Source organism: Variovorax sp. OV084, from assembly GCF_900111625.1.
Lineage (GTDB): Bacteria > Pseudomonadota > Gammaproteobacteria > Burkholderiales > Burkholderiaceae_C > Variovorax.
Map to the genome: position 1 here is coordinate 114394 of NZ_FOII01000008.1, position 24142 is coordinate 138535.

Annotated in this window: 27 protein-coding genes and 1 riboswitch; of the genes, 13 read left to right on the forward strand and 14 right to left on the reverse strand. The window is 66.4% G+C overall.

Going from position 1 to position 24142, the window contains the following annotated elements; translation table 11 throughout:
• Nucleotides 1–168 precede the first annotated feature (168 nt).
• The 7 genes from BMW87_RS20805 to BMW87_RS20835 all read right to left on the reverse strand — a co-directional run bounded on the left by BMW87_RS20805 (nt 169) and on the right by BMW87_RS20835 (nt 6720).
• Nucleotides 169–777, reverse strand: a complete 609-nt coding sequence (locus tag BMW87_RS20805) for a GNAT family N-acetyltransferase (protein ID WP_093078394.1) — start codon at nt 775–777, stop codon at nt 169–171.
• Nucleotides 774–1847 (reverse strand): alpha/beta fold hydrolase, encoded by a 1074-nt coding sequence (locus BMW87_RS20810; RefSeq protein ID WP_093078396.1) that lies wholly within the window; start codon nt 1845–1847, stop codon nt 774–776. Before BMW87_RS20810 ends, BMW87_RS20805 begins: the two co-directional genes overlap by 4 nt.
• On the reverse strand, nt 1844–2269 hold the full coding sequence (locus BMW87_RS20815; protein ID WP_093078397.1) for a hypothetical protein: 426 nt from the start codon (nt 2267–2269) through the stop codon (nt 1844–1846). The genes BMW87_RS20810 and BMW87_RS20815 overlap by 4 nt, the downstream gene beginning before the upstream one ends.
• 31 nt (nt 2270–2300) lie before the next feature.
• Nucleotides 2301–3230: an alpha/beta fold hydrolase gene (locus tag BMW87_RS20820; protein ID WP_093078399.1), complete on the reverse strand. Its 930-nt coding sequence runs from the start codon at nt 3228–3230 to the stop codon at nt 2301–2303.
• Nucleotides 3231–3244: 14 nt separating this feature from the next.
• Nucleotides 3245–3736: a TIGR01841 family phasin gene (gene phaP, locus BMW87_RS20825; RefSeq protein ID WP_093078400.1), complete on the reverse strand. Its 492-nt coding sequence runs from the start codon at nt 3734–3736 to the stop codon at nt 3245–3247.
• Between the two features lie 152 nt (nt 3737–3888).
• On the reverse strand, nt 3889–4539 hold the full coding sequence (locus BMW87_RS20830) for a hypothetical protein (protein ID WP_093078402.1): 651 nt from the start codon (nt 4537–4539) through the stop codon (nt 3889–3891).
• Nucleotides 4540–4686: 147 nt separating this feature from the next.
• The gene (locus tag BMW87_RS20835) at nt 4687–6720 is read right to left on the reverse strand and encodes a hypothetical protein (RefSeq protein ID WP_093078403.1); all 2034 of its coding nucleotides are present in this window, start codon (nt 6718–6720) and stop codon (nt 4687–4689) included.
• 194 nt (nt 6721–6914) lie between these two features.
• A riboswitch (S-adenosyl-L-homocysteine riboswitch) is annotated at nt 6915–6985 on the forward strand.
• Nucleotides 6986–7051: 66 nt separating this feature from the next.
• On the opposite strand from BMW87_RS20835, the gene ahcY reads away from it, so the two are divergent.
• The 4 genes from ahcY (at nt 7052) to BMW87_RS20855 (ending at nt 10799) form a co-directional block, all read left to right on the forward strand.
• On the forward strand, nt 7052–8491 hold the full coding sequence (ahcY, locus tag BMW87_RS20840; protein ID WP_093078405.1) for an adenosylhomocysteinase: 1440 nt from the start codon (nt 7052–7054) through the stop codon (nt 8489–8491).
• 10 nt (nt 8492–8501) lie between these two features.
• Nucleotides 8502–9284, forward strand: a complete 783-nt coding sequence (locus BMW87_RS20845; protein ID WP_093078406.1) for a TlyA family RNA methyltransferase — start codon at nt 8502–8504, stop codon at nt 9282–9284.
• Between the two features lie 10 nt (nt 9285–9294).
• Nucleotides 9295–10119 (forward strand): methylenetetrahydrofolate reductase [NAD(P)H], encoded by an 825-nt coding sequence (metF, locus tag BMW87_RS20850; protein ID WP_093056701.1) that lies wholly within the window; start codon nt 9295–9297, stop codon nt 10117–10119.
• Between the two features lie 62 nt (nt 10120–10181).
• Nucleotides 10182–10799, forward strand: coding sequence for a septal ring lytic transglycosylase RlpA family protein (locus tag BMW87_RS20855; RefSeq protein ID WP_093078408.1), 618 nt, complete (start codon nt 10182–10184; stop codon nt 10797–10799).
• 19 nt (nt 10800–10818) lie between these two features.
• Here the strand turns inward: BMW87_RS20855 and BMW87_RS20860 are convergent, their stop codons facing one another.
• Nucleotides 10819–11769, reverse strand: a complete 951-nt coding sequence (locus tag BMW87_RS20860) for a 23S rRNA (adenine(2030)-N(6))-methyltransferase RlmJ (protein WP_093078409.1) — start codon at nt 11767–11769, stop codon at nt 10819–10821.
• Nucleotides 11770–11966: 197 nt separating this feature from the next.
• Here BMW87_RS20860 and rplM point away from each other — a divergent pair, with 197 nt between their 5' ends.
• The 4 genes from rplM to mdtD all read left to right on the forward strand — a co-directional run bounded on the left by rplM (nt 11967) and on the right by mdtD (nt 14861).
• The gene (rplM, locus tag BMW87_RS20865; protein WP_028259766.1) at nt 11967–12398 is read left to right on the forward strand and encodes a 50S ribosomal protein L13; all 432 of its coding nucleotides are present in this window, start codon (nt 11967–11969) and stop codon (nt 12396–12398) included.
• A gap of 12 nt (nt 12399–12410) precedes the next feature.
• Nucleotides 12411–12803: a 30S ribosomal protein S9 gene (gene rpsI, locus BMW87_RS20870; protein WP_093056698.1), complete on the forward strand. Its 393-nt coding sequence runs from the start codon at nt 12411–12413 to the stop codon at nt 12801–12803.
• Nucleotides 12804–12989: 186 nt separating this feature from the next.
• On the forward strand, nt 12990–13355 hold the full coding sequence (gene erpA, locus BMW87_RS20875; RefSeq protein ID WP_007827949.1) for an iron-sulfur cluster insertion protein ErpA: 366 nt from the start codon (nt 12990–12992) through the stop codon (nt 13353–13355).
• Nucleotides 13356–13436: 81 nt separating this feature from the next.
• Nucleotides 13437–14861, forward strand: a complete 1425-nt coding sequence (gene mdtD, locus BMW87_RS20880; protein ID WP_093078411.1) for a multidrug transporter subunit MdtD — start codon at nt 13437–13439, stop codon at nt 14859–14861.
• Between the two features lie 7 nt (nt 14862–14868).
• On the opposite strand, the gene BMW87_RS20885 is transcribed toward mdtD, so the two are convergent.
• Together BMW87_RS20885 and BMW87_RS20890 are read right to left on the reverse strand one after the other, a co-directional pair.
• Nucleotides 14869–15993, reverse strand: a complete 1125-nt coding sequence (locus tag BMW87_RS20885) for an anhydro-N-acetylmuramic acid kinase (protein ID WP_093078412.1) — start codon at nt 15991–15993, stop codon at nt 14869–14871.
• 39 nt (nt 15994–16032) lie between these two features.
• Nucleotides 16033–17379, reverse strand: a complete 1347-nt coding sequence (locus tag BMW87_RS20890; protein WP_093056695.1) for a M23 family metallopeptidase — start codon at nt 17377–17379, stop codon at nt 16033–16035.
• A 184-nt stretch (nt 17380–17563) separates the two neighbouring features.
• On the opposite strand from BMW87_RS20890, the gene tyrS reads away from it, so the two are divergent.
• Nucleotides 17564–18772, forward strand: a complete 1209-nt coding sequence (gene tyrS, locus BMW87_RS20895; RefSeq protein ID WP_093056694.1) for a tyrosine--tRNA ligase — start codon at nt 17564–17566, stop codon at nt 18770–18772.
• A gap of 7 nt (nt 18773–18779) precedes the next feature.
• Here tyrS and BMW87_RS20900 read toward each other — a convergent pair whose 3' ends face one another.
• The gene (locus tag BMW87_RS20900; RefSeq protein ID WP_256216853.1) at nt 18780–19409 is read right to left on the reverse strand and encodes an OmpA family protein; all 630 of its coding nucleotides are present in this window, start codon (nt 19407–19409) and stop codon (nt 18780–18782) included.
• Entirely contained in the window at nt 19406–19951 is a 546-nt protein-coding gene (locus BMW87_RS20905; RefSeq protein WP_093078414.1) for a FecR family protein, read from the reverse strand. The genes BMW87_RS20900 and BMW87_RS20905 overlap by 4 nt, the downstream gene beginning before the upstream one ends.
• A gap of 150 nt (nt 19952–20101) precedes the next feature.
• On the opposite strand from BMW87_RS20905, the gene BMW87_RS20910 reads away from it, so the two are divergent.
• Nucleotides 20102–21019, forward strand: coding sequence for a cation diffusion facilitator family transporter (locus tag BMW87_RS20910; protein ID WP_093078415.1), 918 nt, complete (start codon nt 20102–20104; stop codon nt 21017–21019).
• Nucleotides 21016–21459 (forward strand): D-aminoacyl-tRNA deacylase, encoded by a 444-nt coding sequence (dtd, locus tag BMW87_RS20915; protein ID WP_093078417.1) that lies wholly within the window; start codon nt 21016–21018, stop codon nt 21457–21459. The genes BMW87_RS20910 and dtd overlap by 4 nt, the downstream gene beginning before the upstream one ends.
• A gap of 13 nt (nt 21460–21472) precedes the next feature.
• On the opposite strand, the gene ybeY is transcribed toward dtd, so the two are convergent.
• Together ybeY and BMW87_RS20925 are read right to left on the reverse strand one after the other, a co-directional pair.
• Nucleotides 21473–21940 (reverse strand): rRNA maturation RNase YbeY, encoded by a 468-nt coding sequence (gene ybeY, locus BMW87_RS20920; RefSeq protein ID WP_093056690.1) that lies wholly within the window; start codon nt 21938–21940, stop codon nt 21473–21475.
• 1 nt (nt 21941) lies between these two features.
• Nucleotides 21942–22898, reverse strand: coding sequence for a PhoH family protein (locus tag BMW87_RS20925; RefSeq protein WP_177142377.1), 957 nt, complete (start codon nt 22896–22898; stop codon nt 21942–21944).
• Nucleotides 22899–22918: 20 nt separating this feature from the next.
• Between BMW87_RS20925 and ruvA the strand changes: the two genes are divergently transcribed.
• Both ruvA and BMW87_RS20935 read left to right on the forward strand, forming a co-directional pair.
• Nucleotides 22919–23491: a Holliday junction branch migration protein RuvA gene (gene ruvA / locus BMW87_RS20930; protein WP_093056689.1), complete on the forward strand. Its 573-nt coding sequence runs from the start codon at nt 22919–22921 to the stop codon at nt 23489–23491.
• 26 nt (nt 23492–23517) lie between these two features.
• The gene (locus BMW87_RS20935; RefSeq protein ID WP_093078418.1) at nt 23518–24138 is read left to right on the forward strand and encodes a hypothetical protein; all 621 of its coding nucleotides are present in this window, start codon (nt 23518–23520) and stop codon (nt 24136–24138) included.
• Nucleotides 24139–24142 lie beyond the last annotated feature (4 nt).

Below are 24142 nucleotides of genomic sequence, written 5' to 3' on the forward strand. Positions count from 1 at the left end.
TCCGAATCGGCTCTTTGATGCTGTGGCACCCGGCCTATGCCCCCTCCGGGCATTTCTTTGAATCGTATCTACGATTGTTGACTTTGCATACTTTCTATAACAAAAATTGCAAAATCGTTGCCAAGTATCTGACGGCTGGTCCTTCCCTTCTTCTCTTTCTCTCCCTATCTAGAACGCCTCCGTCATCCCATAAGCCCGCATCTGCGCCTCGAACCGCGCCACGTCGTGGCTCAGCACCACGAGGTCGTGCGTCACGCCCTGCCAGTCCTTCACGTGCTTGCTCAGCAGTGCCTCAGGGCGGAAGCCCAGGGCCTGGAAGACGGCGATGGCGCTGCGCTGGTCGACGGTCATGCGGGCGACGAGCTTTTCCGCTCCGCGCTCGATGGCCAGCGAGCAGGCCTCGCGCGCGAGCCGCTGGCCCAGGCCGCTGCCGCGCTGCTCGGGCGCGGCCAGCACGCGCAGTTCGGCGACGTGGCTGGACCACGAGTGCGGATCGCGGATCACCGCCGCGCAGCCGAGCACCGCGGCGTCGCGCACGGCGAGCACGCTGTCGATGTCGCCGCGCTCGATGGCACGGACCCAGGCGTTCATCACCTTGGGCTGGGTGATGTCGCGCGGCAAAAAGAGCAGGTCATGCGCGGGCAGGGCCTGCGCGAAGGCCAGCACGGCGGCAGCGTCGTCCGCGGTCATCAGGCGCAGGACGATGTTGCCTTCGCTGCTCGTCACGGTGCGCGGATAGGTCCGCGAAAAGGAATCGGAAACGGCGGTGATGGTCATGTCGATCGCACTCCAAGCCATTCGTCGAGTTTGGGCCACAGCCTGCGCACTGCGTTGGGGCCGGCGGCAAGGCTGACGTGGCCGCCCTTGAGCACCACTTCTTCCTTGTCGGCGGAGCCGATGCCGGCAATCAGCGGCTGCCCCGCTTCATACGGAACGATGTGGTCGTGCTGCGCAAGCGCGTGCAGCACCGGCACCTTGATGTTCTTCAGCAGCACCTTGCGCCCGCCGAGCATCAGTTCGCCCTTGTGCAGCTTGTTGCCCCACATGAGTTCCTTAACGGTCTGGCGGAAATACTCGCCGGCCAGCGGCAGCATCTCGGTGCCCCAGCGGTCGAACATGCGGTACGACTTGACGAACTCGTCGTTGTCCATGTTGTCCCACAGCTGCACCACGCCTGCGCTGCGGCCCGCCGGGCGCAGCATGTCGAAGGAGGCGAACAGCATCTCGGGCGGCACGTTGCCCACGGTGTCGACCAGCCGGTCGACGTCGAAGTAGCGCTTGTCCGACCACGCATGGAACATCTTCATGTGGCTGAAGTCGATCGGCGTGGTGAAGAGCGCAAGGTTCTTCATTGGCCCGCCGGGGTGCAGCGCCGCATAGAGCGTGGAGAGCACGCCGCCCATGCAGTAACCGATGAGCGTGACGTCTTCCTCGCCCGAGCGTTCCTGCACGCGCCGCAGCGAATCGGGGATGAAGTCGAGCACGTAATCTTCGATGCGCAGGCGCTTCTCGTCGGGGCGCGGCGCGTTCCAGTCCATCATGTAGACGTCGTAGCCCTGCAGCAGCAGGTGCTCGACCATGCTCTGGCCCGGAGCAAGGTCGAGGATGTAGCCGCGGTTGGTGGTTGCCATGACGATCAGCACCGGCACGCGGTAGATCTCGTCGACCATCGGGCGGTAGTGGTACAGGCTCAGCGTGCCGCGCCGGTGGATCTCGTCCTTCGGCGTCTGGCCGACGGTGGGCGTGGCCGAGGTGAGGAAGTCCAGGCCCTTGATGTTGCGCTGGATCGCGCGCTCGATCTCTGCGCCGATGTCGGGCAGGGCGAAGGCATCGAGGGCGGTGGTCATGCCGGGCGCTTTCCTGCTGGCTTGCGCGTGCGGGCCGGCTTCGCCGTTGCGGCCGGCGGCGGGCTCGGCGGCTGGCGCGTGCGGCGCGGCTTCGGTGCGGCAGCTTGCGCGGTCGGCGCGGGGCCGGAGCCGCCTTCCACCGCACGGGCGATGCGCGCAAGGTGGTCGTCGATGCGCTGCAGTTGCTCGCCCAGCACCTGGAGGTCGGCGCGCGTGGGCAGGTTCAGCAGCGTCAGGTAGCGCGCCATCAGATCGCCCAGCGCCTTCTGCGCGGTGAGCGAGGCGTTCATGCCGCCGTGCATGCCCTGGCGGAAAGGGTCTGAGGCCATGGCTTCGTTGGCGAACTCGTTGGTGCTCTTTTCCCACTGGGCGGTGAGCTCGCGCCACATCGCCATCGGGTCGAGCGGGGAGAACTGGTTCATGGCAGGTGCTCCCTTGTCTGTCGTTCTTGTGTCAGGTGTTCGGGTGCCGCGCCGTGTGCGCCGTGTGCGCGGAAATGGCGTCGACGATCTGCGGCCACATCGGAATGGGCAGCGCGTGGCCCATGCGCGGAATGCGCAGCAGCTGCGCGCCCGGGATGGCATCGGCCACGTCGACCCCGCAGGCCACCGGCACCAGCGGGTCGGCGTCGCCGTGGATCACCAGCGTTGGCACGCGCATGTCGCGCAGCGCGGGCTTGCGGTTGCCCGAGGCCAGGATGGCCGCGAGCTGCCGTGCCACGCCGGCCGGGTTGAGGCCGCGCAGGAACACGAGCTGGGCCTTTTCGGCGTCGCGCGCCTCGTCGAGCGGAAAGTCAGACGGGCCGCGCAGCACGCGCCACACCCTGGCGTAGTGCGGCAGGTAGGCCTCGAAGGTCGTCGGCGAAGGCGTGAACAGCACGGCCATCGCCTCGGGCGTGGGCGGCGGCAGGCCCGGAGCGCCGGTGGTCGACATGATGCTGGTGAACGACAGCATGCGGTGCGGGTGGTGGATGCACAGTTCCTGCCCGATGGCGCCGCCCATCGAGGCGCCCACGATGTGGGCACGCGCGATGCCGAGCGCGTCTAGCAGCCCGACGCAGTCGGCGGCCATGTCGCGCAGGTTGTAGGGCGTTCGCAGCGGCTGGCCCGCCATCGCCTGCGCCATCAGTGCCTGGATGTCGGGCACGCCGAGGTGCGAGAGATGCGTCGAATGGCCGATGTCGCGGTTGTCGAAGCGGATCACGCGGTGCCCGCCGGCTTCGGCGAGCCGGGCGCAGAACGCGTCGTCCCACGCCACCATCTGCGCGCCGAGGCCCATGACCAGCAGCAGCGGCGGTGCACCGGCGTCGCCGAAGCTGTCCCAGGCGAGCTCGATGCCGTTGGCGCGCGTGCGCTGCTCGACGCGGGGCGGGACTGCGGTCATGGCTGCGGCCCGGCTTACTTGCGCTGCAGCAGCTTCGTCACTTCGTCCACGTTGGCCTGGATGCGCTGGCGCACCACGTCGAAGGCGTCGGCCTGCGACTTGGCGGCGAGGTTGGCCAGCTCCTTGATGTCGTCGATGGCGCGCTGGAAAGACTGGCGGCCGAGTTCGTCGAGCTTGGCCAGGTTTTCCTTCGGGTCCTTGCCCGGCATTGCCTTGGCGGCGGTCTGCCATTCGGCAATCGCGCTCTTGATCATTTCGGTCTGCCGCTGCACGACGGTCTGCAGGCCCTGGTAGGACTTCTCGTTGGCCTGCATCAGCGCCGCCAGGTCCTTGCGGCCGCTCTCCAGCAGCTTGCCGGCACCGCCGGTCAGGTTGAGGTTCTGCAGCTTGTCGGCCATGCCCTTCAGCGGATTGAGCATGTCCGCGGCGGTCGGCATCGCCGTCTTCGCGCTGGCGGTGCTGCTGGCGGTGGTCTTCTTGGCGGCGGCTTTCTTGGCAGTGGCCATGGTGCGGAATCTCCTGTGACGGTGAACGGTTGGATGGCAGGGACCAGCCTGGCGGCAAAAGTCCCTCGCCACGATACGCCGCACAGATGCACCGGAGGTTGCCGCAGCGACAAAAATGCCTGCGGGATTTCCCTTGGGTGCCGGGCTTCTTCTTACATCGGCGGCGCGAAGCCGTTGCGGCCGGCCGTGACGCGCAATGCCGTGGGCGTGCCGTTCTTCTCCTGCGCATTGACCAGCACGTGGGCGCCGGGCACCAGCAGCGCGTCGGTGCCGGGGCGGAAGGTGACCACGGGCACATCGGGCGGCACGATGACGGTCTTCTCGCCACCCTTGTAGGTCAGCCGCAGTTGCTGGCCGCCGCGCACCGACTTCGGCGCCGCGGCCAGGTCGGCGACCGTGGCGTTGGTCATGGTGCTCTGGGGCAGCAGGTCCCATGGGCGGTGGCCTTCGCCCGTGCCGCGCGCAGCCTCGGGGAACACCACCACTTCGAGCGCCTTCTGCGTACCGTCGGCCTGCGGCATGGCGGCGGTGCCGATGAAGCTGCCGCGCTTGATGTCGGACAGCTTGATGCGGTAGACCTCGGACACGGCCATCTCGGCCGGGCGTGCGAGCGAGACGACCTCGCCGCCGCGGTCCTGCACGACGAGGGTGTTGGCATCGACGCGCACGATGGTGCCGCGGATGCGTACGGTGTCGGAGCTTTGCGCCGATGCGGTGACCGGCAGCACGGCGGCGGTCAGGCAAAGGGCGGTGGCGGTGGTGGCGAGCAGGGCTTTGGACGCGCTGGACAGGGAAATCGGCATGGTGGCTTTCGGGGGCGATGGGAGTCCGGCCAATGTACGTCGCGGCGGCGAATCGTGCAGACCGCCGACTTAGGCCTGAATGAGCAAGAAAAAAGGCCGCACTCCGCGCGATGCGGTGTGCGGCCTTTTTACGAAGAGCCTGGAGCGTCAGTCGATCAGGCCGATTTCAAGCGCGCCGGCCGTGGCCGGGTTGCGCGAGCCGACCATCGCGAAGAGCTTGCTGCTCTGGCTTGCGAAATGGAACGCGGTGCCGCCGAACGTTGCCGCGCGCATGTTGAGCGGGCCGATCGTGCCCATCGAACCCAGCGTCGCACTGAGCGTGGCCGTGGTGCCGTCGGGTAGCACCTGCGCGCGGGCGTAGTTGACGGCGTCGATGGACGTGCCGCCCCAGCTGCCGTTGGTGGCGCCACCGCGTGCGGCGATGGTGGGCCATGTAGAGCGCTCCGGCAGGCCGATGCGGAACTGCGAGATCGTGGGCGTCGAGGAGCTGACGCCGGCCCCGAGGTAGACGTTCTCGCCGCCGATGCGTGCGATCCCGAAGTTGCCGTTGTCGGAGGGATTGGTCACGCTCACGATGTGCCAGGTGTCGACGGTCGGGCCGGCCGACACGGTGTAGGTCCGCAGGGAGGCTGCAGGGCAGTTGTCGATGCGGTAGATCCCGTTGTCGTTGCACAGGTAGAGCGTGGCGCCTCCGTTGGCGATCTGGACCTGCGTGATCGACGAATCGCTGGTGGTGGCCGTCAGGTTGATGCCCAGACGGTTGTAGACGCCTTCGAGAGCTGCCTGCGTCTTCACCAGCGCACGCGATGCGACGAACGGCCGCACACCGTAGCTCACCGGAGTGACCTGCGCGACCGCGAACGGGAACGATCCGACCACCGTGTCCGTCGCAAGGCGGAAGCGCGCCGTGTTCACCGGGCTCGTGATGCGGCTGCTGTCGAAGATGAAGCTGCCGGCTTCTGCCGCGTCTTCGGCGAAGCTGCCGGAGGCGACGGTGCCGGTCTCGTCGGTCATCTCGTAGCGCTTGCTGTCGAGGTTAAGCGCCAGCGTCTGCCGCGTGCCGTTGGTGGCGTAGACCTTGTAGCGGCCGTTGCGTGCGTCGGGCGCGGTGCCGGTGTCGATCAGGTTGATCTGGATGTAGCCCTGCGTGTTGGGGTTGCGCGAACCGACGACCACCGAGAGCAGGCCGTTCTGCATCGCGAAGTAGCTGCTCGCGCCGCCGCTGTTGACGGTGCGGATGCCTTCGGGCGGCAGCGGAAAGGTGCCGCCTATCGGCATCGTCAGGGTGCCGTAGGTGCCGTCCGTGCTGGTGGCTGTGCGCACCGAGTTGGCGGTGTCGATCAGGTTGCTGCCCCAACTGCCCGTGGTCGATGCGCCGATGCCGCGGGTGGTGGGCCAGTTCGAAGAGTCGGGCAGACCGATCCTCAAGAGCTGGGTGGCCGGCGCAGTCGAGCTGGTGCCCGCCGCCAGATAGACGTTCTGGCCGCCGATGCGCGCCATCCGGAACCTCACTGTGTCAGCGGCATCGGCAATGTTGGTCGCAACCCACGTGCTGTCGATGTCTGCGGCGATTGTGTAGGTTCGCTTCGACGTGGCGGGACACAAGGCGATTCGGTAGACCACGTTGTCGAGACAGATCTCGAGCGTCGTGCCGGTGCCGGAGACGCGCATGGACAGGATTTGCGAGTCCGAAGCGCCGGCGCCGTTGCGTGTTATGCCGAGGCGGTTGTAGTCGCTGTCGAGCAGTGCGGCGTCACTCACGAAATCGCGCGCGGCGATGAAGGGCTGCGCGGCATACGCAGCGGGGCTCGAGTATGCGGTCTGGAACGGGAAGGCACCGACGATGGCGTCCGTCGTCACCCTGAAGCGCGACGTATTGGCTGCGGTCGTGATCCGACTGCTGGCAAAGACGTAGGTCCCCGGCTCGGTGAAGTCTTCGCTGAAAGTGCCGGACTCGGCCAGGCCGAGGTTGTCCGTCATCGTGTAGCTGCCGGCGTCGAAATCGACCGCCAGTTGCTGTTGCGTGCCATTGGCCGCGTAGACGCGATAGCTGCCGTTGCGCGCGTCCGCGCCCAGGGTCTTGCCGGCCGCGACCTCCGGCTTGCCGCTGCCGCCCGACGACAGCGAAAGGCTACCGGAGCCGCCGCCTCCTCCCCCGCAAGCCGCCAGCAAGGCGACCATGCACCAACTTGCAAGATTCCTCGTCATCCTCATTTTTGTGCCCTTTTGTTTTCAGATAGGCTCGACAACAGGCCGGTTGGCTGCTGAACCAAACCTGAGGAAATCGTAACCAGAGGTCAATGTCACTCCGAGGGTGACAAATGTCAGCCAAGCCCCGAGCATTGGCGCAGGCTCTTGCCCCGTCTACAATCCGCCGTTCCGAGGAGCGTTGCAGCGCCGTCAGGCGTGAGGCTCGGACCACACATCGCAACCACGCTCACCCGCTGTTCTTGCGGTGAGTCCGTTCCCCGTACGCAGCGGCATCTTTCAAACCAGTTTTGTTGGAGTTCCCATGAGCGCTGTTCTCAAGCCCACCCCCGTTTCGACCGCCGACCAGGCGATCGCCGACCTGTCCCTCGCCGCCTGGGGCCGCAAGGAAATCAAGATCGCGGAAACCGAGATGCCCGGCCTGATGGCCATCCGCGAAGAGTTCTCGAAGGCGCAGCCGCTGAAGGGCGCGCGCATCACCGGCTCGCTGCACATGACCATTCAAACGGCCGTGCTGATCGAGACGCTGCAGGCGCTAGGCGCGACCGTGCGCTGGGCCTCGTGCAACATCTTCTCGACACAGGACCACGCCGCCGCCGCCATCGCCGCGGCAGGTACGCCGGTGTTCGCCATCAAGGGCGAGTCGCTGAAGGATTACTGGGACTACACCCACGCCATCTTCGACTTCGGCCCCAAGGACTCGAAGGGCGAAGGCCCGAACATGATCCTGGACGACGGCGGCGACGCCACGCTGCTGATGCACCTGGGCCAGCGCGCCGAGAAGGACCTGGGCGTGCTCGCCAACCCGGGCAGCGAGGAAGAGCGCATTCTCTTCGCCGCCATCAAGGCCAAGCTGGCCGTCGATTCGACCTGGTACACCCGCAAGTCGGCCGAGATCATCGGCGTGACCGAGGAAACCACCACCGGCGTGCACCGCCTGAACGAGATGAGCGCCAAGGGCACGCTGCTGTTCCGCGCCATCAACGTGAACGACTCGGTCACCAAGAGCAAGTTCGACAACCTGTACGGCTGCCGCGAGTCGCTGGTGGACGGCATCAAGCGCGCGACCGACGTGATGATCGCCGGCAAGGTGGCGTGCGTGGCCGGCTACGGCGACGTGGGCAAGGGCTCGGCACAGGCACTGCGCGCACTGTCGGCGCAAGTGTGGGTCACCGAGATCGACCCGATCAACGCCCTGCAGGCCGCGATGGAAGGCTACAAGGTCGTGACGATGGAATATGCCGCCGACAAGGCCGACATCTTCGTGACGACCACCGGCAACAAGGACGTCATCACGCACGACACGATGGCCAAGATGAAGGACCAGGCCATCGTCTGCAACATCGGTCACTTCGACAACGAGATCGACGTCGCGTCGATCGAGAAGTACGAGTGGGAAGAAATCAAGCCGCAGGTCGACCACATCAAGTTCCCGGACGGCAAGAAGATCATCCTGCTGGCCAAGGGCCGCCTCGTGAACCTGGGCTGTGGCACGGGCCACCCGAGCTTCGTGATGTCGTCGTCGTTCGCGAACCAGACCATCGCCCAGATCGAGCTGTTCACCAAGCCCGACGCCTACCAGGCCGGCAAGGTCTACGTGCTGCCCAAGCACCTGGACGAGAAGGTCGCGCGCCTGCACCTGAAGAAGGTCGGTGCCATGCTCACCGAGCTGACCGACGCGCAGGCCGCCTACATCGGCGTGAGCAAGAACGGTCCGTACAAGCCGGACACGTACCGCTACTGATCGACAACGGATGCGCGCTGATCAACTGTTGGTGGAGCGCGGCCTGGCCGCGTCGCGTTCGCAAGCGGTGCGGCTCATTGCCGGCGGCCTGCGCTGGCGCGATGCGGGCACGAGCGACGCGTGGCGCTCGGTCGTCAAGAACAAGGACGACGTGCCCGAGTCGGCCGAGCTCGATCTGGCCGATGCGGCCGAGGCGCGCTATGTGTCGCGCGGCGGGCTCAAGCTCGAAGGCGCGCTGGCCGAGAGCGGCATCGATCCCTCCGGCAAGCTGTGCCTCGACGTGGGCCAGTCGACGGGCGGGTTTACCGATTGCCTGCTGCAGCGCGGTGCCGCGAAGGTGGTTGGCGTCGATGTCGGCCACGGGCAGCTGCATGCACGGCTGCGCGATGACGAGCGCGTGGTTGCCATCGAAGGCGTCAATGCGCGTGCGTTGTCGCCCGATGACCTGGAAGAAGAAGGCGAGTCGCGTTTCGACCTGATCGTTGGCGACCTGTCGTTCATTTCGCTCACGCTGGTGCTGCCGGCGGTAGTCGAATTCCTGGCCGACGACGGGCGTCTGTTGATGCTGGTCAAGCCGCAGTTCGAACTGCAGCCCGGCCAGGTCGGCAAGGGCGGCATCGTGCGCGACGAGTCGATGTATGCGGTGGTCGAGAAGCGCCTGCACGATGCCTGCGAGGCGCTCGGCCTGCGGGTGCTGCAGTGGTTCGACAGCCCGATCGCCGGAGGCGACGGCAACCGCGAGTTTTTCATTCACGCCGTTCGTGCCGTCCAGGACGCGAACGACGGTTCCTAAGGAGACGCAGGTGCGCCTTCCGCTGAGTTTCGAATTCTTCCCGACCAAGACGCCCGAAGGCGCGGTCAAGCTGCGCGCCGTGCGCCAGCAGCTGTATGTGCGCAAGCCGCAGTTCTGCTCGGTCACATACGGCGCGGGCGGCTCCACGCACCAGGGCACTTTCGGTGCGGTGCAGGAGATCCTGTCCGAAGGCGTGGACGCCGCGAGCCACTTCTCGTGCATCGGCGCCACGCGCGCCACGGTGCGCGAGCAGCTCGCCGAGCTGAAGGCCATGGGCGTCAAGCGCCTCGTGGCACTTCGCGGCGACCTGCCGAGCGGCTACGGCATCGGCGGCGAATTCCTGTATGCGAGCGACCTCGTTGCCTTCATCCGCGAAGAGACCGGCCGCGACTTTCACATCGAGGTGGCCTGCTACCCCGAGATCCATCCGCAGGCCCGTTCGCCCGAGGCTGATCTGCAGGCCTTTGCCGCCAAAGTGAAGGCGGGCGCCGATTCGGCAATCACGCAGTACTTCTTCAGCCCCGAGGCCTACTTCCGCTTCGTCGACGACGCGCGCAAGCTGGGGCTCGACACGCCGATCGTGCCGGGCATCATGCCGATCACGAGCTCGACGCAGCTCATGCGCTTCTCGGACGCCTGCGGCGCCGAGATTCCGCGCTGGATCCGCCTGCGTCTGCAAAGCTTCGGCGACGACACGGCATCGATCAAGGCCTTCGGCCTCGACGTGGTGACCGACCTGTGCGCACGTCTGCGCGACGGTGGCGCCCCGGCGCTGCACTTCTACACGATGAACCAGTCGGCGGCCACGCTGGCTGTACTGGAGCGCCTCGATTGAGAGGGCGCGCGGGGCTTCGTGCAGTCCTGGTCGCTGCGACCTGCGTTCTCGCCGGTTGCGCCATGCCGCCGGCCACGGACGCCGAAGGCGGAACGGGGAAGCTGCTGCCCTTGCCCCGCGCCATCGCGGTGCCGCCGGGCGCCGCGCCGCGTTCGAGCGTGCCGTCGGTGCGCTATGACCTGGCGGTGTCCGGAATGGGCGAACAGACGCCGGACGACGGCGTGCCCGGCGACGACGGGCCGCGCGAAATCTTCGAGCGCGGCGGTGCCTCCTGGTACGGCATCCAGTTCCACCAGCGCAAGACCGCCAGCGGCGAGCGCTTCGACATGACCGCCCTGACGGCGGCCCACAAGACCCTGCCTTTCAACACGCGCGTGTGCGTGCGCAGCCTCGTCAACGGCAGCGAGGTGCTGGTGCGCATCAACGACCGCGGGCCCTATGCAGCGGGTCGCGTGATCGACCTGAGCCGCGCGGCGGCCGACCGCATCGGCCTGACGGGCCTGGGCATCAAGCAGGTGGCGCTGTCGATCGTCGACCGTGAAGGGATGCGCTGCGGTGGTTTGCCGGTGGAGGCAGGCGATGCGTCGGCGCCAGTGGCGGCGGCGGCCGTGCAGCAGCGAGCCAAGTCGCCGGTGCCCGCGCGGCGCAAGGTGATCGTGCCGCCTCGTCGCCGTAAATAAGAAACGAAAAGGCGGAGGCTCAGCCGCCCGAATCGAGCGAGAAGGCGGCGTGCCGGTCTTGCGCCAGGCGCTCCACCAGCTGCGGCAGCGCAGCCGCCAGCAGCGGCTTCAGCGTGTACGGCGGATTGATCAGGAACATGCCGCTGGCCGGCAGCCCCGGCCGGTGGGTTTCGCCCGACGCGTCCGTCGTGATCTTGCTGGACTTGACCGTCAGCGTGGCGTGCAGCCATGACTTGCCGGCCTTGGTCGCCATCGTCTTGAGCCGGCGCGGCAGGTCGTGCGCCTCGGGGCGCGGAATGATCGGATACCAGATCGCGTAGGTGCCGGTGGCAAAGCGCTTGAGCGCCTCGGCCGCGAAATCAAGCACCCGGCCGTAGTCGGTCTTCATCTCGTAGCTGGGGTCCATCAGCACCAGTGCGCGGCGCGACGGCGGCGGCAGGAACTTGGTGGCGCTGCCGAAGCCGTCTTCGCGCAGCACCGCGATCTGGCGGCCGGCCTCGAGCTGGGCGATGTTGGCGTCCAGCGTGCGGGCGTCGGTCGGGTGCAGCTCGAACAGCTTGAGCTTGTCGTGGTCGCGCAGCAGGTGCTGCACGATGAACGGCGAGCCGGGGTAGACGCGCGCGCCGCCCTTGGGGTTGAAGTCGTGGATCACGCTGAGGTAGCGCGCGATCGCATCGGCCAAGGGGGCTTCGGCTTCGGGCGCTACCTTTTTGGTAGCGGACTTCGCCGCGGGGGCGGGCGTGGTGGGCTCTTTCTTGTCCGAAAGAAGGCGCAGGATGCCGTCAGCCGCTTCGCCGCTGGTGCCGGCATAGTCGCCGTCGAGCCGATACAGGCCGGCGCCGGCGTGGGTGTCGACGACCGTCAGGGCTGCCTCTTTTTCAAGCAGATGGTCGAGCGTGGCAATCAGCACCGTGTGCTTGAGCACGTCGGCGTGGTTGCCGGCATGGAAGGCGTGGCGGTAACTGAACATAGGGGGAGGATGGTAACGGTGTTGGGCCGCACATATGCAAATTTGCCAGCACAGGGCCATTCTTTATATAATCGCGGGCTTCGCAGCGTTTTTGTGGCCCCGCGGCGAAGACTACCTTCCCACCTAAGAGATTCCCGTCAGAGGAACGCCGACCGTGGAAAAGGGCCCGACAAACCCTCTTTTCAAGAGAAAAACTCATGACCAAAACGTTCAGCGCCAAGCCCGCTGACGTGACGCACGAGTGGTTTGTGATTGACGCGACCGACAAGGTCCTCGGACGAGTAGCCAGCGAAGTTGCTCTCCGTTTGCGCGGCAAACACAAGGCCATTTACACGCCTCACGTCGATACCGGTGACTTCATCGTCATCATCAACGCCGCGCAACTGCGCGTCACCGGCGCCAAGTCGATCGACAAGGTGTACTACCGTCACTCGGGCTACCCCGGCGGTATCACTGCGACGAACTTCCGCGACATGCAATCCAAGCACCCGGGCCGCGCCCTGGAAAAGGCTGTCAAGGGCATGCTGCCCAAGGGCCCGCTCGGTTACGCGATGATCAAGAAACTCAAGGTGTACGGTGGTGCTGAGCACCCGCATACCGCCCAACAGCCCAAAGTGCTGGAACTGTAAGGAGCCTTGAGAATGATTGGTGAATGGAACAATGGCACCGGCCGTCGCAAATCGAGCGTCGCCCGCGTGTTTCTGAAAAAAGGCACCGGCAAGATCACGGTCAACGGCAAGGACATCCAAGAGTTCTTCGGCCGCGAAACCTCGATCATGATTGCCAAGCAGCCCCTCGCGCTGACCAACAACCTCGAAGCTTTCGACGTGATGGTGAACGTGAACGGTGGCGGCGAATCGGGTCAAGCCGGCGCCACGCGCCACGGCATCACCCGTGCGCTGATCGACTACGACGCGTCGCTCAAGCCCGTCCTGAGCCAAGCCGGCTTCGTGACGCGCGATGCACGTGAAGTCGAGCGTAAGAAGGTCGGTCTGCACTCCGCCCGTCGTCGCAAGCAGTTCAGCAAGCGCTGATCCACTGTTCGCTGCGAACAAAAAGCCGCCTTCGGGCGGCTTTTTCATTGGAAGCCCTCTTGGCGCCAGGGCCTCCAACCCCACTTGCATTGGGGTGCACGCCACACCCAGCCTGCCGAGAATGCGGCATTGCAGTAGCATTCGTTCCATTGGCCGCATGTCCGGCCCCCTAGGAGTTATCACCCCATGAGCGCCGTTGCCGAAAACATCCAGACCCAGATGCCCGAGCCGATCGTCTTCACAGACAGCGCGGCCGCCAAGGTGGCCGACCTGATCGCCGAGGAAGGCAATCCCGACCTGAAGCTGCGCGTGTTCGTGCAGGGTGGCGGCTGCTCCGGTTTCCAGTACGGTTTCACTTTCGATGAAATCACCAATGAAGACGACACCACCATGACCAAGAACGGTGTGTCGCTGCTGATCGACGCCATGAGCTACCAGTACCTGGTCGGCGCCGAGATCGACTACAAGGAAGACCTGCAAGGCGCCCAGTTCGTGATCAAGAACCCGAACGCCACCAGCACCTGCGGCTGCGGATCGAGCTTCTCGGCCTGATGCCTGAATGCTGCTGACCCAGCCTCCCCAATAAGCCGCCTCCGGGCGGCTTTTTCGTTCCTGCTTCTCTTTTCCCTGCCTATGAACCCCGAGGCTGACGCCGCCGTCAATCCCGTTCGCAAGAGCCTGCTGTGGCTCGTCGCCGTCGGCTTCTTTATGCAGACGCTCGACGCCACCATCATCAACACCGCACTGCCGGCGATGGCCGCGAGCCTCGGCGAGAGCCCGCTGCGCATGCAGTCGGTGGTGGTGGCGTACGCGCTCACCATGGCGATGCTGATCCCCGCTTCGGGCTGGATTGCCGACCGCTTCGGCACGCGGCGCATCTTTTTCTCGGCCATCGTGCTGTTCGCCGCCGGATCGGTGCTGTGCGCGCTCTCGCACGGGCTGGGCCAGTTGGTGGCCGCCCGGGTGGTCCAGGGCCTGGGCGGCGCGTTGCTGCTGCCTGTGGGGCGCCTGGCGCTGCTGCGCACGGTGCCGCGTGGGGAATTCCTGCAGGCGATGAGCTTTGTCGCCATTCCGGGCCTCATAGGGCCCTTGCTGGGCCCCACGCTGGGCGGCTGGCTGGTGCAGTACGCTTCGTGGCACTGGATCTTCCTGATCAACGTGCCCGTGGGGCTGCTGGGCTGCATCGCCACGCTCAAGTACATGCCCGACCTGCGCGGCGTGGTGCAGAAGCGTTTCGACAGCGTGGGCTACGCGATGCTGGCCTTCGGCATGGTGGCGATTTCGCTCTCGCTCGACGGCGTGGGCCTGCGCCAGGGCGGCGTGATGGTCGTGCTGATCTTCGGCTTCGCGAGCATCGTCGCCTATTGGCTGCGCGCTTCGCGTACGCCCGAGCCTCTGTTTGCGCCTTCGCTGTTTCATGTGCCGACGCTCAGCATCGGCCTGATCGGCAACCTGTTCTCGCGGCTGGGCAGCAGCTGCATGCCTTTCCTGGTGCCGCTGTTGCTTCAGGTGTCGATGGGCTATTCACCGGTGCGCGCCGGGCTGATGATGCTGCCGATCGCGTTGGCCGGCATGGCCATGAAGCGCTTCGCCACGCCGCTGATCACGCGCCACGGCTACCGCAAGGTGCTGGTGGTCAACACCATCCTCGTGGGCTGCACGATGGCCAGCTTCGGGCTGACGGCGCCGGGCCAGCCGATGGCGCTGCATGTGCTGCAGCTGCTGGCTTTCGGCGCGGTCAACTCGCTGCAGTTCACCGCGATGAACACGATCACGCTGAAGGACCTGGACGGCAGCATGGCGAGCAGCGGCAACAGCCTGCTGTCGATGGTGCAGATGCTGGCTATGAGCCTGGGCGTGGCCGCCGCGGGCGCCGTGCTGGCGGGTTACAACGGCATCTTCGGCACCGAAACGCCCGCGCACACGCTGGATGCCTTTCAGGCCACTTTTGCGAGTATGGGGCTGATCACGGTGGCTTCAGCGATGATCTTCTGGCATCTTCCTTCGGAAGTGCGGGCGCCGCACCCCGCCCAGCCGGAGGTTTCCGGCCAGGGCTGAGGGCGAATCAGGCGGGGTAGATCGCGCCGAGTACTCGTGCCCCGCGTGCGCCGGTCACGCTGGCCAGATTGCCTGCCTCGCGCCGGACGGTCGCGCGGGCAAGCCATGCAAACGCCGCCGCCTCGACTTGTTGGGGCGGCAGGCCGTGATCGGTCGAAGCCGCCACATGGATGCCAGGCAGCAGGGCGCGCAGGCGGTCTAGCAGATGGTCGTTCAGCGCGCCACCGCCGCAGACGATCAGCAGCTTGCTATCTTTTCCATAGTTCTTCACGTCCGCCGCACAAACCTGTGCGGTCAATTCGGCCAGTGTCGCCTGCACATCGGCAGGCGCCATCGTCGTGGTGCCGAGTTGCGCGGCGAGCCAGGTCGGGTTGAACAGGTCGCGCCCGGTGCTCTTCGGCGGCGTCTTGGCGAAGTACGGGTCGGCCAGCAACTGCGAGAGCAGGGCGGGCAGCACCTGCCCGCTGGCAGCCCATTGGCCGCCACGGTCGAAGGGCTGGCCCTGGTTGGTCTGGCACCAGTGATCCATCAGCGCATTGCCGGGGCCGCAGTCGAAGCCGAGCACGCTGGCGCCGCCCGCCGTATTCGTGGCCGGCAGCAGGCTCAGGTTGGAAATGCCGCCGATGTTCAGCACCGCGACCGTCTCGTCGGCCCGTGCGAACAGCGCGCGATGAAAGGCTGGCACCAGCGGCGCACCCTGGCCGCCGGCCGCGAGGTCGCGGCTGCGGAAGTCGCCGACCACGTCGATGCCGGTCAGTTCGGCCAGCAGCGAGGGATTGTTGACTTGCAGGGTGTAGCCGACCTCGTCGAACTCGAGCGGCCGGTGGCGCACCGTCTGGCCGTGAGCGCCGACGGCGGTGACGGCCTTGGCGTCGGTGCCGCTGTCCGCCAGCAACTGGGCGACGACACCGGCATACGCACGTGCCAGCCCGTTGCCGGCAAGTGCCGCGCGATGCAGTTCGTTGTCGCCGGCAGTGTTGAGCGCGAGCAGTTCGGCGCGCAAGGTCACAGGGAACTGCCCCGTGGCGTAGGCCTGCACCGCGATGCGGCCACCGGAAAAGTCGGCGAGCACGCCATCGACGCCATCGAGCGAGGTGCCCGACATCAGGCCGATGAAAAGTTCGGCGGCCATCTTTGGATCAGGGCTGGAGAGGCCGGCCGCGCGACGGAATCAGTCGGCGCTGGCCTGGATGACCGAGAAGGCAGCCGCCAGCTCGGTGCGCGCACCCACGGCGACACGCTCGAAGGCCGGGCGCATGGCGGCGGTGATCGGCGCGCCGCCTTCCTGTGCGATGGAAGCCGGGTCTTGATAGACGCCGCCCACGCGGAATTCGAAGTGCAGGTGCGGGCCGGTGGCCCAGCCGGTGGAGCCCACCGCGCCGACCGTTTGGCCCTGGCTCACGGCCTGGCCGGCCTTGACGTCGATGCGGCTCAGGTGCGCGTACGCCGTCTGCTGGTTGTTGCGGTGATTGATGATGACGATGTTGCCGTAGCCGTTCTGCGTGCCCGCGAAATCGACCGTGCCGTCGCCGACCGAGCGCACCGAGGTGCCGGTGGGTGCCGCGTAGTCGATGCCGTTGTGCTGGCGCCAGCTGTTCAGGATCGGGTGCATGCGCATCGCGAAGCCGCTGGACACGCGCGAGAACTCGACCGGTGTTGCCAGGTAGGCCTTGCGCAGGCTGTCGCCGTTCGGGCGGTAGTAGCTGCCCTTCTGGCCCGCGCCCGGAGGCTGGAACCAGACGGCCTGGTGGATCTTGCCGTTGTTCTCGAACTCGGCCGACAGCACGCGGCCGCTGCGCAGCGCCTGTCCGTCGGCTTCGAAGGTTTCGTACACCACGGCGAAGCGGTCGCCCTTGCGCAGGGCGCGCACGTCGACGTCGCCCGCGAAGATGTCGGCCAGCTGGCTTGCCACCGCGTCGGGAATGCGCGAGTCGTCGGTGGCGGCGAACAGCGAGGTGCGGATGGTGCCGCTCGCTAGGCGCGTGCCCGGCGTGAGCATGTCGCGCTCGGTCACGCCGGCAAAGCCGGTGGGCGTGCGTTCGATGACGAAGCGCTTGAAGCCGCCGTCGCCGTCGGGAATCCAGCGGGCGCTGAGCTTCTTGAGCTGGTTTTCCTGCGTGGCCTCGGCCGTCACGGTGCGGCCGGCGCGCGAGAACAGCGCGTTGCGGGCTTCCACGCTGCTGCGCACGAAGGCGGTGGCGGCCGGGTCGGAAATGCCCAGGCGCTTCATCAGGGCCTCGGCCGTGTCGCTCGAACGGGTGACGTCGGTGCGGAACAGGGTGAAGCTGAAGTTTTCGAGCGATTCGCTCTGGTCGGCGAACGATATTGGCGCCGTCGCTTCGAGAATCTGGTGGACCGGGAGGTCGGATGCGTCAGGACCGAGCGATGCCACCGCGAGGGTGCCGGCGCTCAGCAGCGCGGCAGCAATGACCGCGGTGATCTGCTTGGGGTACGTCCGGAATGTATAGGCCACGCGAGAAGCGAGTAGCTCCTCGGCGGCAAGAATGCCGTTGATCAAACTGTGAATTCCAGCTCAGGTTCTGCAAATCCGTGCTGCAAGGCCCAGTACGTTCAGGGCGGCAGCAGACGGTGCGGAAAAAAGCGCCGCTTAGAATTCGGCGCTTGAAAAGTCGGGCTGAGTATAGCTTCGGCACCCCCAAAGTCAGCTAAAAAAGCCCGTAAAGGCCGAATCTGTTACATCCATGAGCCTCTCAAATAGTGTAGGACGCGCGCTAGAAATATCCCTCCGCGGCGCTGACGAGCTGCTGCCGCAGGACGAGTGGGTGCGCAAGCTCCAGCGCTCCGAAGCCACCGGGACCCCCCTGCGCATCAAATTCGGCCTGGACCCGACGGCACCGGATATTCATCTGGGTCACACGGTGGTTTTCAACAAGATGCGCCAGTTGCAAGACCTGGGCCACACGGTGATCCCGCTGATCGGCGACTTCACCACCACCATCGGCGACCCGTCCGGGCGCAACAGCACCCGGCCGCCGCTGACCCGCGAGCAGATCGAGGCCAATGCGGCGACCTACTTCGACCAGCTGCGCCTGGTGCTGAACGTCGATATCGCCGAAGTCCGCTACAACTCCGAGTGGAGCGACCCCCTGGGCGCGCGCGGCATGATCCAGCTCGCCGCCAAGTACACGGTGGCCCGGATGATGGAGCGCGACGACTTCAACAAGCGCTTCAAGGGCGGCCAGTCGATCTCGGTGCACGAATTCCTCTACCCGCTGATGCAGGGCTACGACTCGGTCGCGCTCAAGAGCGACCTCGAACTGGGCGGCACCGACCAGAAGTTCAACCTGCTCGTCGGTCGTCATCTCCAGCAGGAATATGGCCAAGAACCGCAGTGCATACTCACTATGCCATTGCTGGAAGGGCTCGACGGCGTCGAAAAGATGTCGAAGAGCAAGAACAACTACATCGGCATCAGCGAAGACGCCAACACCATGTTCGCCAAGGTGCTGTCGATTTCCGACGACCTGATGTGGCGCTGGTACACGCTGCTGAGTTTTCAGTCGCTGGAGCAGATCGCGGCGCTGAAGGCCGAGATCGAGGGCGGCCGCAATCCGAAGGACGCCAAGGTCGCGCTGGCCAAGGAAATCACCACGCGCTTCCACAGTGCGGCGGCGGCGGACGCGGCCGAGCAGGATTTCATCAACCGCAGCAAGGGTGGCGTGCCGGACGAGATTCCGGAGGTGTCGCTGTCGGGTGCTCCGCTGGGCATCGCCCAACTGCTCAAGCAGGCGAACCTGGCGCCTTCGACCTCGGAAGGCAATCGCCTGATCGACGGTGGCGGCGTGCGTATCGACTCAGCCGTGGTCAGCGACAAGGCGCTGAAGCTGCCCGCAGGCAGCTACGTGGTGCAGGTCGGCAAGCGCAAGTTCGCCCGTGTGACCCTGAGCTGAGGGGCTTTCAGCGAACCTCGATGGTGACGCGCCGGTTCCGCGGCTCGTCCACCTCGTCGGCGGTCGGAACGGCCAGGTCGCGCTCGCCGCGGCCCACGGCCTCGATGCGGTTGGCCGGGAACTGGCGCTCCACGAAGAGCTGGACCACTTCCTGCGCCCGACGACGCGACAACTGGTCGTTCTGCTCGCCGCTGCCCTTGGTGTCGGTGTGGCCCGTGACCACGATGTCGCCGCCGCTGCGCGCCAACGCCGCAGCCAGCGCCTCGGTCATGATCTGCTGCGAAGCCGGCGTCAACGTGGTGCCGCCGAGCTCGAAATACACCGTGTAGCGCTGCGGCGGAGGCGGGCGCATGTCGAACAGCGGCTTGTTCTCTGCCTGCACCTTGGCCGGATCGGCCTGGTCGACCACCGGAGCGCCCTTTGCGCCCACTGCGGCCGTGGCGCGCTGGTAAGGCGTGGAAAGCACTTCTTCTCCGTCCTTGGCGCGCACCACCACTGCCGATGGCTTGCCGTCCGCCTGCGGCAGCAGCACCACCCGCGTGCCGGGCGTCGAGCATGCGGCCAGCAGCAGGGCGGCCAGCGCGGCCGGAAGAAGGAATGCGAGGCGGGACTGTTGGGGCTTGGGAGTCTTCATCATGGCTGGCCGTCGGCTTGCACGATGAAGTCGGTGCCGCGAATGCCGATGGTGGCCGTCTGCGTCTCGACCCGCACTGCGTCGGGATTGGTCTTGCCGATCAGGCCGGTGATCATGCGCATGGAGCCTCGCAGCAGCGAGACCAGCATGCCGCCTTCGTGCGTCGTGCCGTCGAAGTGGAATTCCTTCAGGTCGAGCCGCGACGAGGGGCCGACCACCAGTGTCGTGTCGTCGCGCAGCACCACGGAGGCCGAGGAGTCGGGGCCGGTCACGATGCGGTCCACGGCGCCCAGCGCGTCGCCGGGGCTGGCCGCGCGGGTGGCGCCGGCGCCGTTGAGCAGTTGCACGTTGCCGCGCACGAACTTCACGAAGCCCGCCTGGGGATCCGCCTTGGCGGCGGGGGCGGCTGTAGCAGGCGCCGGTGCGGACGCGGCTGCGGCAGGTGGCGCCGCCACGGGAGCGGCCGATGGCGTCTGGGCTTGTGCCAGCGCGGCCGAGGCCACAATGGCGAGGCCGCCCAAGGCGATCACGAGGTTTTTCATCATCTGGGCTCTCTGCGAAGGACAGTTTCGCGTTGGTCGCAAATTATTAATGCGAAGGCGTTACATGTAGACACGGAGCCGATAATTCAGGCAGTTCTTGCGGCCTTTTACCGCTTTTTGCGTTGCCTTCTGCCCAATTCCCATGGTTTTTGCATGACGTTGACCCCCAAGACGCTGCTGCGCGTGTCAGTTGCCGTGGCTTTGATCACGATTGTGCTCAAGGGCCTGGCTGGCTACATGACGAATTCGATGGGCCTGATCTCGGACGCGATGGAGTCCTTCGTGAACCTGGCGAGCGCCATGTTCGCGCTGGCCATGGTGACCATCGCCGAGCGGCCCGCCGACGACGACCATCCCTACGGCCACCACAAGGCCGAGTACTTTTCCTCGGGCTTCGAAGGCATCCTGATCGTTGGTGCGGCCATTGCGATCCTCTGGGTGTCCATCCAGCGCCTGCTGTCGCCGCAGCCGCTGGAGCAGCTGGGCTGGGGCCTGGCGCTGTCGGTGCTCAGCTCGGGCTTCAACGCAGGGCTGGCTTTCATGCTCTTCCGCGCGGCACGCACGCACCGTTCGATCGCGCTGGAGGCCGACGGCCGCCACCTGATGACCGACGTCTGGACCTCCGCCGCCGTGGTGGTCGGCATCGTCGGCGTGCAGCTCAGCGGCTGGCTCTGGCTCGACCCGTTGCTGGCCATCGGCGTGGCGCTCAATATCGTGCGCGAGGGCGTCAAGCTGGTGTGGCGCTCGTCGCAGGGCCTGATGGACGAAGCCCTCGACCCCGAAACCCTCGCCACCGTGCGCGCCACCCTCGACGCCTTCGCCGCCCGCATGCCCGAAGGCACGCGGCTGCGCTTCGACGACATGGTGACCCGCAGCGCCGGCCAGCGCCGCTTTGCCGACCTGCACATGCACGTGCCCGGCGACTGGACCCTGCTGCATGCCGCCAACATGCGCGACCAACTGGAGCAGGCCCTGATGGACGCCGTGCCCGGCCTGCGCGTGACGATCCAGCTCCTGCCCCTGACCATGGAAGCCCGCGCCACCCAGGCCGGCGAACATCACGCCTTATGAAAACTGTTCTCCAACGCGTGGCAAATGCGCGCGTCGACATTGCCGGCCGCACCGTCGGCGCCATCGACGCGGGCCTGCTCGTGCTGCTGTGCGCAGAGCGCGGCGACGTCGACGTACTCGCCGACCGCATGCTCGCCAAGATCCTCAAGCTGCGCATCTTCTCGGACGAGGCCGGCAAGATGAACCGCAGCGTGCAGGACATCGGCGGCGGCCTGCTGGTGGTGAGCCAGTTCACGCTGGCGGCCGACGCGAGCGGCGGCAACCGCCCCAGCTTCACCCAGGCCGCGCCGCCCGACGAAGGCCGCCGGCTCTACGAATACTTCGTGGCGCAGGCGCGGGCCGCGCACCCGGTGGTGGCCACCGGCGAGTTCGGTGCCGACATGCAGGTGCACCTGCTGAACGACGGGCCCGTCACCATCCCGCTGCAGATGACGGCGTAGCGGCGACCGTTATTTATTTGCCGTACGGGCTGCGAATGCCCAGTCCCGCGAGGATCTCGATTTCGTAGGCCTCCATCTCGTCAGCGTCGGCCTCGCTGGTCTCGTGGTCCCAGCCCTGCGCATGCAGCGTGCCGTGCACCAGCAGGTGCGCGTAGTGATCGGCCAGCGTCTTGCGGTTTTCCTTCGCCTCGCGCGCCACCACCGGAGCGCACAGCACCAGGTCGGCCATCACCAGCGGGCTTTGCGCGTAGTCGAAGGTCAGCACGTTGGTTGCGTAGTCCTTGCCGCGAAACTCGCGGTTGAGGCGCTGGCCCTCGTCGGCGTCGACGATGCGCACTGTGATCTCGCCGTCGATGTCCAGCGCATGGCGGATCCAGCGCGTCACGCTGTGGCGCGGCAGCGCGGCGCGATGGCGCTCCACGCCCTTGAAGCGGCCGAATTGCAGCGAGAGCGAAAGTGCGGGAAGTGCGGATGCGGCCATCTCAGTGGGCTCCCGCGCGCTTGCGCTGGCCGTCGTAGGCATCGACGATCTTCGCCACAAGCGGGTGGCGCACCACGTCCACGCTCGTGAAGTGCGTCATGGCGATGCCGTTCACTCGCTTGAGCACGCGTTCGGCGTCGATCAGCCCGCTCAACTGCTGCTTGGGCAGATCGATCTGGCTCACGTCGCCCGTCACCACCGCGCGCGCGCCGAAGCCGATGCGTGTGAGGAACATCTTCATCTGCTCGGGCGTGGTGTTCTGTGCCTCGTCGAGGATCACGAAGGCGTTGTTCAGCGTGCGCCCGCGCATGAAGGCCAGCGGCGCGATCTCGAGCGCATTTCGCTCGAAGGCCTTCTGCACCTTCTCGTAGCCCATCAGGTCATAGAGCGCGTCGTACAGCGGGCGCAGGTACGGGTCGACCTTCTGCGTCAGGTCGCCCGGCAGAAAGCCCAGCCGCTCGCCTGCTTCCACCGCGGGCCGCGTCAGCACGATGCGCTGCACCGCGGCGCGCTCCAGCGCATCGACCGCGCAGGCCACTGCGAGATACGTCTTGCCGGTGCCGGCCGGACCGATGCCGAAGGTGATGTCGTGCTTGGCGATGTTGTCGAGGTACAGCGCCTGCGTGGGTGTGCGCGCGCGCAGGTCGGTGCGGCGGGTGACGAGCATCGCAATGTCGTCGTCGCCCTCGAGCATTCCGCCGTCGCCGGCCAGCGTGAGCTGCACCACCGCCGCGTCAATGGGCCGCTGGGCAATTTCGTACAGCGCCTGCAGCACGTCCATTGCGCGCTGCGCGGAGGCCTTGGGGCCGTCGACCTTGAACTGTTCGTGACGGTGCGCGATCTTCACGCCCAACGCCTCTTCGATGCGGCGCAGGTGGGCGTCCAGAGGTCCGCACAGGTGGCCGAGGCGCGAATTGTTCAGTGGGGTAAAGGTGTGTCGCAGAATCACGCCGGACATTTCAAGGAAAAAGGGCACCCATGATAGGCAAACTGACCGGCACGCTGGCCGAACGCAACCCACCGCAGGTAGTTGTGGACTGCAACGGAGTCGGCTATGAGGTCGACGTGCCGATGAGCACGTTCTACAACCTGCCGAACCTCGGCGCGAAGGTCTCGCTGCTCACGCACTTCGTCGTGCGCGAGGACGCGCAGATTCTCTACGGCTTCGGCACTGCGGAGGAAAGGGCAGCCTTTCGCCAGCTCATCAAGATCACCGGCGTGGGGCCGCGCACCGCGCTGGGCCTGCTCTCGGGCATGAGCGTGGGCGAGCTTTCGCAGGCGATCACGACGCAGGAACTCGGCCGGCTCGTGAAGATTCCGGGCATCGGCAAGAAGACCGCCGAGCGGCTGTTGCTTGAACTCAAGGGCAAGCTCGGCGCTGACATCGGCCTGCCGGCGCATGCGGCTTCCGATGCGCAGGCGGACATTCTCCAGGCGCTGATCGCGCTGGGGTACAGCGACAAGGAGGCCGCGCTTGCGCTCAAGGCGCTGCCGAAGGATGCGACGGTGAGCGAGGGGATCAAGATGGCCCTCAAGTCGCTCGCGAAGTAGGTCGCAACGGCGCGAGGACCGGCGACATGCCCAACTGCGACTTCTACGCCACGAAGGACGACCACGAGGGCCTGCTCTCGTGGCTGTTCGCCGAAGAAGCCTGTGATGTGTACGAACTCGCATCCGACTTCGAGCAGCCGCTGAAATGCTTCCGCTCGGCGACCGAGGTGCTCGCGCAGTTCGAGCGCAGCTACCCCAATGGCAAGAGGTGGCGCGCCGTGCATCTCCAGCTGTATGTGCGCGGCGCGGGCCCCACCTTCGTGCCGCGCCGCGTGACTCTGAACCCGCAGGCTTGCGGTGGTGCCACCTTCCGCTACAACGCCGATGGCTGGGGTTTGGTGCAGCTGTACCTGGGCTCGGCCTCCGAGGGCGATGCGCGACTGGAAAACTCGCACACCAATCACAACTCGATGAAGCGCGCACAGACGTGGTCGGATACTGTGGACGTTCTCGGCGGTGTCGAGGCCTGGGACTTCGGCAGGATCACGTCCTTCTCGTCCCGTCTCAACCGCGAAATCCGAAAGCGCGGTGTTGCCAAGGTTGGCAGCCAGGCCGTGTTGCCTGGTGCGCTGAAGCTGTGGGACATCGGCGTGGCCATGGGCCCCTACAAGCCCGGCGAGTACGAACTCCAGCGGACGGGCGCGTAGCGTT

Coding starts and splice junctions, on each gene's coding strand:
- ahcY (WP_093078405.1), top strand. CDS start 7,052: ATGAGCGCTGTTCTCAAGCCCACCCCCGTTTCGACCGCCGACCAGGCG.
- BMW87_RS20820 (WP_093078399.1), bottom strand. CDS start 3,230: ATGACCGCAGTCCCGCCCCGCGTCGAGCAGCGCACGCGCGCCAACGGC.
- ybeY (WP_093056690.1), bottom strand. CDS start 21,940: ATGGCCGCATCCGCACTTCCCGCACTTTCGCTCTCGCTGCAATTCGGC.
- BMW87_RS20810 (WP_093078396.1), bottom strand. CDS start 1,847: ATGACCACCGCCCTCGATGCCTTCGCCCTGCCCGACATCGGCGCAGAG.
- mdtD (WP_093078411.1), top strand. CDS start 13,437: ATGAACCCCGAGGCTGACGCCGCCGTCAATCCCGTTCGCAAGAGCCTG.
- BMW87_RS20905 (WP_093078414.1), bottom strand. CDS start 19,951: ATGATGAAAAACCTCGTGATCGCCTTGGGCGGCCTCGCCATTGTGGCC.
- ruvA (WP_093056689.1), top strand. CDS start 22,919: ATGATAGGCAAACTGACCGGCACGCTGGCCGAACGCAACCCACCGCAG.
- erpA (WP_007827949.1), top strand. CDS start 12,990: ATGAGCGCCGTTGCCGAAAACATCCAGACCCAGATGCCCGAGCCGATC.
- BMW87_RS20925 (WP_177142377.1), bottom strand. CDS start 22,898: ATGTCCGGCGTGATTCTGCGACACACCTTTACCCCACTGAACAATTCG.
- BMW87_RS20815 (WP_093078397.1), bottom strand. CDS start 2,269: ATGAACCAGTTCTCCCCGCTCGACCCGATGGCGATGTGGCGCGAGCTC.
- dtd (WP_093078417.1), top strand. CDS start 21,016: ATGAAAACTGTTCTCCAACGCGTGGCAAATGCGCGCGTCGACATTGCC.
- BMW87_RS20900 (WP_256216853.1), bottom strand. CDS start 19,409: ATGATGAAGACTCCCAAGCCCCAACAGTCCCGCCTCGCATTCCTTCTT.
- BMW87_RS20835 (WP_093078403.1), bottom strand. CDS start 6,720: ATGGTCGCCTTGCTGGCGGCTTGCGGGGGAGGAGGCGGCGGCTCCGGT.
- tyrS (WP_093056694.1), top strand. CDS start 17,564: ATGAGCCTCTCAAATAGTGTAGGACGCGCGCTAGAAATATCCCTCCGC.
- BMW87_RS20910 (WP_093078415.1), top strand. CDS start 20,102: ATGACGTTGACCCCCAAGACGCTGCTGCGCGTGTCAGTTGCCGTGGCT.
- rpsI (WP_093056698.1), top strand. CDS start 12,411: ATGATTGGTGAATGGAACAATGGCACCGGCCGTCGCAAATCGAGCGTC.
- BMW87_RS20830 (WP_093078402.1), bottom strand. CDS start 4,539: ATGCCGATTTCCCTGTCCAGCGCGTCCAAAGCCCTGCTCGCCACCACC.
- BMW87_RS20885 (WP_093078412.1), bottom strand. CDS start 15,993: ATGGCCGCCGAACTTTTCATCGGCCTGATGTCGGGCACCTCGCTCGAT.
- rplM (WP_028259766.1), top strand. CDS start 11,967: ATGACCAAAACGTTCAGCGCCAAGCCCGCTGACGTGACGCACGAGTGG.
- BMW87_RS20805 (WP_093078394.1), bottom strand. CDS start 777: ATGACCATCACCGCCGTTTCCGATTCCTTTTCGCGGACCTATCCGCGC.
- BMW87_RS20855 (WP_093078408.1), top strand. CDS start 10,182: ATGCCGCCGGCCACGGACGCCGAAGGCGGAACGGGGAAGCTGCTGCCC.
- BMW87_RS20935 (WP_093078418.1), top strand. CDS start 23,518: ATGCCCAACTGCGACTTCTACGCCACGAAGGACGACCACGAGGGCCTG.
- BMW87_RS20845 (WP_093078406.1), top strand. CDS start 8,502: ATGCGCGCTGATCAACTGTTGGTGGAGCGCGGCCTGGCCGCGTCGCGT.
- phaP (WP_093078400.1), bottom strand. CDS start 3,736: ATGGCCACTGCCAAGAAAGCCGCCGCCAAGAAGACCACCGCCAGCAGC.
- BMW87_RS20860 (WP_093078409.1), bottom strand. CDS start 11,769: ATGTTCAGTTACCGCCACGCCTTCCATGCCGGCAACCACGCCGACGTG.